This is a genomic window from Novosphingobium sp. MD-1 (genome assembly GCF_001014975.1).
Lineage (GTDB): Bacteria > Pseudomonadota > Alphaproteobacteria > Sphingomonadales > Sphingomonadaceae > Novosphingobium.
The window spans coordinates 1-7686 of sequence record NZ_BBXA01000024.1; the positions used below are offsets into that span (position 1 = coordinate 1).

Annotated in this window: 7 protein-coding genes, 1 tRNA gene and 1 pseudogene; 3 read left to right on the plus strand and 6 right to left on the minus strand. The window is 64.9% G+C overall.

Annotated features, from left to right (window positions below):
- Positions 1 to 279: pseudogene (locus tag NMD1_RS08175) on the minus strand (hypothetical protein); the annotation flags it as partial.
- Positions 280 to 409: 130 nt separating this feature from the next.
- Between NMD1_RS08175 and NMD1_RS08180 the strand changes: the two are divergent.
- Positions 410 to 486 (plus strand) — tRNA-Arg (locus tag NMD1_RS08180).
- A gap of 52 nt (positions 487 to 538) precedes the next feature.
- On the opposite strand, the gene NMD1_RS08185 is transcribed toward NMD1_RS08180, so the two are convergent.
- Entirely contained in the window at positions 539 to 1438 is a 900-nt protein-coding gene (locus NMD1_RS08185; protein ID WP_125954369.1) for a LysR family transcriptional regulator, read from the minus strand.
- Between the two features lie 144 nt (positions 1439 to 1582).
- Between NMD1_RS08185 and bdcA the strand changes: the two genes are divergently transcribed.
- Entirely contained in the window at positions 1583 to 2296 is a 714-nt protein-coding gene (gene bdcA, locus NMD1_RS08190) for an SDR family oxidoreductase (protein WP_158453926.1), read from the plus strand.
- 227 nt (positions 2297 to 2523) lie between these two features.
- On the opposite strand, the gene NMD1_RS08195 is transcribed toward bdcA, so the two are convergent.
- From NMD1_RS08195 to NMD1_RS08210, 4 genes are all read right to left on the minus strand, one after another.
- A complete protein-coding gene (locus NMD1_RS08195; RefSeq protein ID WP_125954371.1) occupies positions 2524 to 2883 on the minus strand; it encodes a hypothetical protein in 360 nt (119 codons plus the stop codon).
- 94 nt (positions 2884 to 2977) lie between these two features.
- Positions 2978 to 3574, minus strand: a complete 597-nt coding sequence (locus tag NMD1_RS08200; protein WP_125954372.1) for a hypothetical protein — start codon at positions 3572 to 3574, stop codon at positions 2978 to 2980.
- Entirely contained in the window at positions 3575 to 4375 is an 801-nt protein-coding gene (locus tag NMD1_RS08205) for a TIGR04255 family protein (protein ID WP_125954373.1), read from the minus strand.
- Between the two features lie 356 nt (positions 4376 to 4731).
- On the minus strand, positions 4732 to 6921 hold the full coding sequence (locus NMD1_RS08210; protein ID WP_233497442.1) for a PQQ-dependent dehydrogenase, methanol/ethanol family: 2190 nt from the start codon (positions 6919 to 6921) through the stop codon (positions 4732 to 4734).
- A 317-nt stretch (positions 6922 to 7238) separates the two neighbouring features.
- Between NMD1_RS08210 and NMD1_RS08215 the strand changes: the two genes are divergently transcribed.
- A partial coding sequence (locus NMD1_RS08215) for an ATP-binding cassette domain-containing protein (RefSeq protein WP_147457738.1) occupies positions 7239 to 7686 on the plus strand: 448 nt, incomplete at its 3' end.

Genomic DNA, 7686 nt, shown 5'->3' on the forward strand with positions numbered 1-7686 from the left:
GATCGCCGCCAGATCGTCCAGACCTTGCTGGGCCAGCGCCAGCCGCCAGCCGCCGGCGTGGAAGATCGTCTCGGGAAAGGCTTCGATCGCCGCGGGCGAAGCTCCGGCGTCCTCGGCAACGGACCGGCCGGCCAGCGCGCCGACGATCGCGGCGGCTTCGTGCAGGGCGTGCCACGTGTCGGTGAGGGAAGCGGCACCGGACGGCGAATCCGCGATCGCCGCGCCCATCACCGGCGCGCCATCGGGCGCCGCTGCGCCGCTGGCGGAATCCCATGCCATGCCGCGCGGGATACGCCCGCTGTCCCTACCAAATCGCTAAACCCGCCCGGGACGGGAAATCCGGAGAGCAAACCGCAGGGCAAAAACCGCTGGCCAGCCGTGCGGCTCGCTGCTAGGCACCGCCGCCGTTGCACCCGTAGCTCAGCTGGATAGAGCGCTGCCCTCCGAAGGCAGAGGTCACAGGTTCGAATCCTGTCGGGTGCGCCATCCTCCCACCAAATACGCGACACCTCCGCCCGGCTCGCCCCGCGGCGGGAGCCTACCCGACCTCCCAGTACGGCGGATCGCCGAAGCTGCGGCGCAGGCTGTCGCCCAGGGCGCGGATCTTGGGGGCGGCGCCGTGATCGCGGGGGTAGGTCAGGAACAGTTCCGCGCCTTCCGCCGGCCAGCCGATGTCGACCTCCACCAGCGCGCCGCTGCGGATCTCGGCGTGGACGAAGAACGTCGGCAGCAGGGCGAGGCCCAGCCCGGCCAGCGCGGCATCGCGCATCACCAGCCCGTTGTTGACGCGCAGGGCGGCTTTGGGCCGGACCACCGACCATGCCGACCCCGCGGCAAAACGCCAGTCGCTCGCCCGGTTGGCGTAGAGCACGCCGCGATGGCGTTCGAGGTCGGTCAGCGAGGCGGGCGTGCCGTGCGCCGCGAGATAGGCGGGGGAGGCGACCAGCAGGCGGCGGCTGGTGGCGAGCCGGCGCGCGATCAGCCGCCCGTCGCCGATCGCGCCGTGGCGCAGCACGGCATCGAACCCGCCGGTGGCGGCATCGACGAAACCGTCGTCCAGTTCCAGCGCCATCTCGATGTCCGGATGGTCGCGCAGGAACCGCGCGATCGCCGGGCCAAGGTGCAGCACGCCGAACCCCACCGGCGCGGAGATCCGCAGCGGCCCGGCCAGTTTGCCGCTGCTGGCGTCGACTTCGGCCGCCGCTTCCTCCAGCTCGCGCAGGATGCGCCGCGCGCGCGGCAGCAGCGATTCCCCCGCGCTGGTCAGGGTGAGGCGGCGCGTGGAGCGCTGGAGCAGGGTGACGCCCAGCGCCCGTTCCAGTTCCGCCAGCCGTTCGCTGACCACCGACTTCGCCAGCCCCAGCCGCCGCGATGCCGCGCTGATCGACGTTTCGTCCACCGTGGCGACAAAGGCGGCCAGGCCATCCAGCTTCATCATCGTTCGGATTTTCCGTCAGCCAGTTCCGGGATCGGCTGGCTAGTGCGAACGATGCATCATCGGCATCTTCGGGTCCAGAGAGCGAGACGGATCGGCCACCTTCACGGCCTGCCCCGCTGGCTCCGGACCCAGAGGAGACAGACCATGAATGACTTTACCGGAAAGAACGTGCTTGTCCTTGGCGGCAGCCGCGGCATCGGCGCCGCGATCGTCCGCCGCTTCCGCGCGGCAGGCGCGACGGTGGCCTTCACCTATGCCGGATCGCGCGACGCCGCCGCCGCGCTGGCCGACGAAACCGGCGCGCAGGCGATCCAGGCGAACAGCGCGGACCGCGATGCGCTCACTTCCGTCGTCGCCGGCCGCGGCGCGCTGGACGTGATCGTCGTCAACGCCGGCACGCTGGCGATGGGCAACCCGCTGGACCTCGATCCCGACGCGGTCGACCACATGATCGACGTGAACGTGCGCGCGCCCTATCACGCTTCGGTGGAAGCGGCGCGGCGGATGAACGCCGACGGCCGGATCATCGTGATCGGCTCGGTCAACGGCGATCGCATGCCGTTTGCCGGCGGCGCCGCCTATGCGCTGACCAAGTCCGCCTTGCAGGGCATGGTGCGCGGGCTGGCGCGCGATTTCGGGGATCGCGGGATCACCGTCAACGCCATCCAGCCGGGGCCGACGGACAGCGACATGAACCCGGCCGAAGGCCCCATGGCCGCCACGATGCACAGCTTCATGGCGATCAAGCGCCACGCCCGGCCGGAGGAAATCGCCGAACTCGCCGCCTATCTCGCCGGGCCGCACGCCGGCATGATCACCGGCTCGATGCAGACCATCGACGGCGGCTTCGGGGCGTAACCGGGCTTCACGGCGAAAGCGGAAACGGCCGGGGCGCTTTTGGGCGCTTCGGCTGTTTTTTTGGGACGAAGCCGTCGTTTGCGGGCCGGGATCGAAAGGGCGGCTTTCAGCCTGGCACCGGACATTTTGAAAGGCGGCAAGCCGCGCCGGGCTACCGGAACGTTGAGCCGTGAGGAGACTGCCCGGCTCTGTTCCTTGAGGCACCTATCCAAACATTCAGCTCAAACCTACTTTACCAGTAGAATCTGTTCCGCATTTTCGATGATCATAGCTCGGACCTCCATTGCGTCCTCGTCGCTCATCGCCCCATTGTGTGATACTGCTATCGTATGTGCGTCATTTGCAGGCACACCATTCTCAGCTTTTGTCGGATCATCGAAGACACAGATGAGACGACCATCTTCGTCTCGAATATTGCGCAGGATCGAACAGCAGAATTGAAAACCACCGCACCACTGCCGCCCCTCTTGCATAGCGGACAAAGCGTTGCAGAATTCAGCTAAGGCTGTTTCCTCGACTTTTTGCGTTCGAACTAAAGACAGGCCTTTGTTGGCGATGTGCGACGGGGGAAATACCGACGGCTTCAACCGCCCCTTCTTATCAAGGTGGTGGGGTGAGAACGCGGCTCGGTAAAGCGGTTCGCTATCGGCTACCGGTCCGTGTGGGCCGCGCGCCTCAGCTTCACACGAGCACCTCATCGAGATGATCCACCTTTGCGAGAAACCGCAAAACGCTTGCAGGGACGGGCTCGGACCCGTTGACAGCCTCTTTGCCTTTGATCTTCAAGTCGCCAAACTTGCCGAAGAAAGTGCACTCGCCCTGCCCCCTGAATCCAATATCGAGATATATATTTGCGTCGTGCCAGAAGAAGCCTACCTGACCATCACTAGAAACCATTGGTTCAGGCAGGTCAACGAACGGCGGAAGATTTTCAACGAAATGAATGGCTTCGTCGATTGCCACACGCGACGGCGCAATATCATCGCCTGCGCCGTCCCAGCCATTTTCCAGCTGTTCATATTGGCGCAATTCATCAATGAGCAAAGACCGCTCATCCTGAAAGTAGCCGCCATCGCTGATCGTATAGATTGACTGCTCTTTGTCGGCTGCATGGACAGCGGGAGTAAGTGTAGAAGTGGCTGCAAGGATTGCTGCACCGGCGAAGTATGTTACTCCTGACCGGGTGGGCTTGTGAATTGAACGCCCAATGCCTGGCGATGACGCAATCGACCAGTTGCCGATTTCGTCAGCACATGCAGTTGTGGCACTCATTTCCACTTATGCCTCCTTATTAAGCGAAATCTTATCCTGCGCGTTCTGATTGATCAATGTCGCAAGTATGGTCTTGTTTTTGGTATGGAGATCATTGAGCGTTCGATCCACCAAGCCTCTGACGCCTTCTATTGTGGGCAAGATGCCGCTGTCAAAGTCTGTTCGCAAAACTGTGTCGATCTTAACCTTTGCGCCTGCCTCGTCTTCGGTCGCATCTAAGTGGATGCGCTTTAAGATTCGGTGGGTTGGCTCGGCGTCGGGAAATTCAAACTCGCCTTGATGATAGTGCCAAGATTTTGACACTGGCCGAAACCCGTCCGCATAGAAACCCGAACTGCGATTGACCAAAAGATCGATGTCATATTCCCGCGCGTCGCCATCCCAGACGAAAGTGTCGATGTATTGGAGGCTAATATGGGATAGCAGATTGCTTTCGTCAATTACGAGTCCCAGAACCTTCTCTAGGAGTGACTTCGCTTGGCGAGACACCGCATCCCATCGAGAGTAGCTTAGGCAGTTCACCGCAAGCCAACTATCACGAACTTGCAGTTGCCAATCCACGGAGCCATCACGCTTGAAGGCCTTGAAGACCGCTGGTCCTGCAAGCGGTGGCGCTTGATCGAGCGGTTCATCGCCAAACGCAATCTGGATCACGTTCATGCGTTCCAGCTTCGGGAGGTCCGACTTCCAAAGCGAATGATGCGCAACGACGCGTTCAAGCTCGTCGGGTGTGAAATTCCGGGCGAACCCGACAATGAACACGACTTCTTGGATAGCGTGCCGCTCGCCGATTGGCTTAAATGACATTGCGTGCGCTCTGTATACGGACCGAGACCGCCCCCAACATTTTATTGTGTCCTATCCATGGTGCGATGGCGATTGAAAGAATGCGCATAAAGTGCCTACGCGAAGGACCTACTGCCATCAGAAAGGATCCTGCCGAAAGTCAGGTTTAGGAAAACCGATGCCCGAACGTCAATGACCGATTTGGGCGCGGTAACCGACCGGCTGCGGCCCAACTACTGGAAGACAGGTTTAGCGTAAGCCGATGCCCCAGCGCCTGCAGCTCAACGGCGAGAGTTGGTCGAAATCCGCAACACGCTTACTTCCCCCCAACGGGAGCGCGCGCCATCGCGCCCCCGCCTGCTGCAACCCCAGCCCCCTTACCGCCCCACCGGCGGGGCCACGTCGGCCAGGTTGGCCTTGGTCCAGATCGAGCGGTCGATGACATAGGCGCGGATCGCCTCGATGTCGGCCGGGGTCAGCACGCGCCCGAAGCTGACCATGCCCCGGTCCTTCAGCGCGCCGTCGGCGATCACCGATTTCCACGCCTCCGCGTTGGCGAGCAGGGCCGAGACGCGCAGGTCCGGCGTGAAGCCGTTGCCGATGGCGCTGTCGCCATGGCAGACTTGGCAATAGCGGCCGAAATGCGCCTTGCCCGAAGCGACCTGCGCCGGGGTGCCGAACTGCGGCGGCGGGTTCCAGGCGAGCGCGGTCGTGGCCGGGGGGGCGGGCAGCTTCACCGTGCCGCCGATCCGCAGGACGACGAGCCGGGGCAGGTTGGGCAGCTTGCGCGTGACCCCGCCGGCCACCCCGGCGACGAGCGGGAAGGCGCCGCCCTTGCCGGTCTGGAAAGCGATGTACTGCACCCCGCCCACGCGGAACGTCGCCGGCGCGCTGACGATGCCCGATTGCATGTCGAGATCGAGCAGCTGCCGGCCGGTATCGGCGGCATAGGCGCGGAAGCGGCCGGTGCTGGTGCCCTGGAACACGAGGTTGCCGGCGGTCGTCATCGTGCCGCCGTTCCACGCGGCGGGATAGTCCACGCCCCACGCGACCTTGCCGGTGCGCGGATCGAAGGCGACGAGGCGGCCGGTGGTGGCGGCGATGGCGGCCTTGAACGCCGCCTTGTCGTCCGGCAGCATCGTCTTGTCGAGCGAGGTGCCGATGTTGAAGCCCAGCACCTTGCGCCGGTCCAGCTCGTCCATGTCCTGCAGGTAGCCCTGCGGGATCTGCTGTGCGGGAATATAGACGAGGCCGGTCGCCGGGTTGTAGCTCATCGGGTGCCAGTTGTGCGCGCCCAGCGCGCCGGGGATGGCGATGAACGGCTTGCCGGTCTTGTAGAAGCGCGCCTCAGGCTTCTCGATCGGGCGGCCGGTGGCAAGGTCGTACCCGCTCGCCCAGTTGATCCCGTCGACATAGGGCTTGGCGTCGATCAGCTTGCCCGTGGTGCGGTCGATGGTGAAGAAGAAGCCGTTCTTCGGCGCGTGGTACAGCACCTTGGTCGGCTTCCCGTTCACCGCCTGTTCGGCCAGGATGATCGGCTGGGTGGCGGTGTAGTCCCAGCTTTCCGCCGGGGTTTCCTGATAGTGCCACTTGTAGCGGCCGGTGGTGGCATCCAGCGCCACGACCGAGGAGAGGAACCAGTTGTCCCCTTCGCCGTTCGAGCGCAGCCCGTGGTTCCAAGGATTGCCGTTGCCCACGCCCAGGTAGATCTGGTCGAGATCCTTGTCGTAAACGATCGCGTCCCACACCGTGCCGCCGCCGCCCGATGTTTTCCATTCGCCCTTGTCGGACCAGGTGGCGTTGGCCTTGGTGGCGAAGATATCGTCCGAGACGGCGCCGTCCTTGGCCTTGTCCGGATTGGGCGCGGTGTAGAAGCGCCAGCGCTGCTTGCCGGTATCGGCATCATAGGCGGTGACATAGCCGCGCACGCCGAACTCCGCGCCGCCATTGCCGATCAGCACCATGTCCTTCACCACGCGCGGCGCGCCGGTGATGGTATAGGGCTTGGTGGTGTCGAAGGTCTGGGTGGACCACAGTTGCTGGCCGGTCTTGCGGTCCAGCGCGATCAGGCGGCCGTCCAGCGTCCCGACGAAGACCTTGCCACCCCACACCGCCACGCCACGGTTGACCACGTCGCAACAGGCGCTGACGGCGCGTTCGCCGGACACCTTGGGATCGAACGACCACAGCTTCTTGCCGCTCGCGGCGTCCCACGCGTCCACCTTCGACCAGGCGTGGCTGACATAGAGCACGCCGTCCACGATCACCGGCGTCGCTTCCTGCCCGCGCGCGTCGTCCAGATCGGCGAACCACGCGATGCCAAGCTCGCCCACGTTGCGGTCGTTGATGTCGGCCAGCGGGCTGTAGCGCTGCTCGTCATAGCCATAGCCGATGCCGGCCCAGTTATCGCCGTTGCCGCCGGTCTTGAGCAGCGCCTCGCTGGCCTTTTCGGCATCGTCGAGCGATCCGCCCGCGCTGCCGGCCCCGCCGCCCACGCCGCTCATCCCGCACGCCGCCAGCGCCAGCACCGCACCGCCCGCCAGGAAGCCTCCAAGCCACCGTTTCATGCCACTCTCCCGTGTTTTGTTTTTGCACGTTGCCTGCCGATACCGCATCCGGCGGGCGGGTGCCATCGTGCTCTTGCGAAAGCGGGCAGCGGGATGGGAAAAGCCCACCCCCAACCCCTCCCGCGTGCGGGAGGGGAGAAGAACCCCGCCTGCATGCGGGAGGGGAGAATGAGGGAGAGCGGGGTGGGCCTTCCACGCCGCGCGCCAATCTGGTAAGTCCCGGAAATCGCGGCATGAGCCGCACAACCCGCAGGAGCATGAAATGGACCGGAAGACGCGCTGAAACCGCCCGTCCCTTAGTCAATTCCGGTGCCGTCATGTCCTCTTTTCTCACGCTCGATTCCGTGGCGCTGGCCACGCCGTCCGGCCGGTCGCTGTTTTCCGGCCTGTCGCTGAACCTGGGGCGCGAATGCGTCGCCGTGGTCGGCCGCAACGGCGCGGGCAAGTCCACGCTGCTGCGCGCGGTGCTGGGTGAGATCGCGCCGCAGGCCGGCACGATCGCCGTCCACGGCACCGTCGGCCTGCTCGAACAGGTGGTGGAGCCGGGCGGGGAAACTGCGGCCGAGGCGCTGGGCGTCGCCGCCGCGCTGGCTCGGCTGGAGCGGATCGAGGCCGGCGCGGGCACCGAACGCGATTTCGCCGAAGCCGACTGGACGCTGCCCCACCGGCTGGAAGGCGCGCTGGCCGCTGCCGGGCTGCCTCCGCTCGATCTCGCCCGCCCGCTGGCCAGCTTCAGCGGCGGGGAGCGGACGCGGATCGCCATCG

Excerpts from the sequence above, each read along its gene's own strand:
- NMD1_RS08185 (WP_125954369.1), bottom strand. The coding sequence starts at position 1,438 with ATGATGAAGCTGGATGGCCTGGCCGCCTTTGTCGCCACGGTGGACGAA.
- bdcA (WP_158453926.1), top strand. The coding sequence starts at position 1,583 with ATGAATGACTTTACCGGAAAGAACGTGCTTGTCCTTGGCGGCAGCCGC.
- NMD1_RS08205 (WP_125954373.1), bottom strand. The coding sequence starts at position 4,375 with ATGTCATTTAAGCCAATCGGCGAGCGGCACGCTATCCAAGAAGTCGTG.
- NMD1_RS08210 (WP_233497442.1), bottom strand. The coding sequence starts at position 6,921 with ATGAAACGGTGGCTTGGAGGCTTCCTGGCGGGCGGTGCGGTGCTGGCG.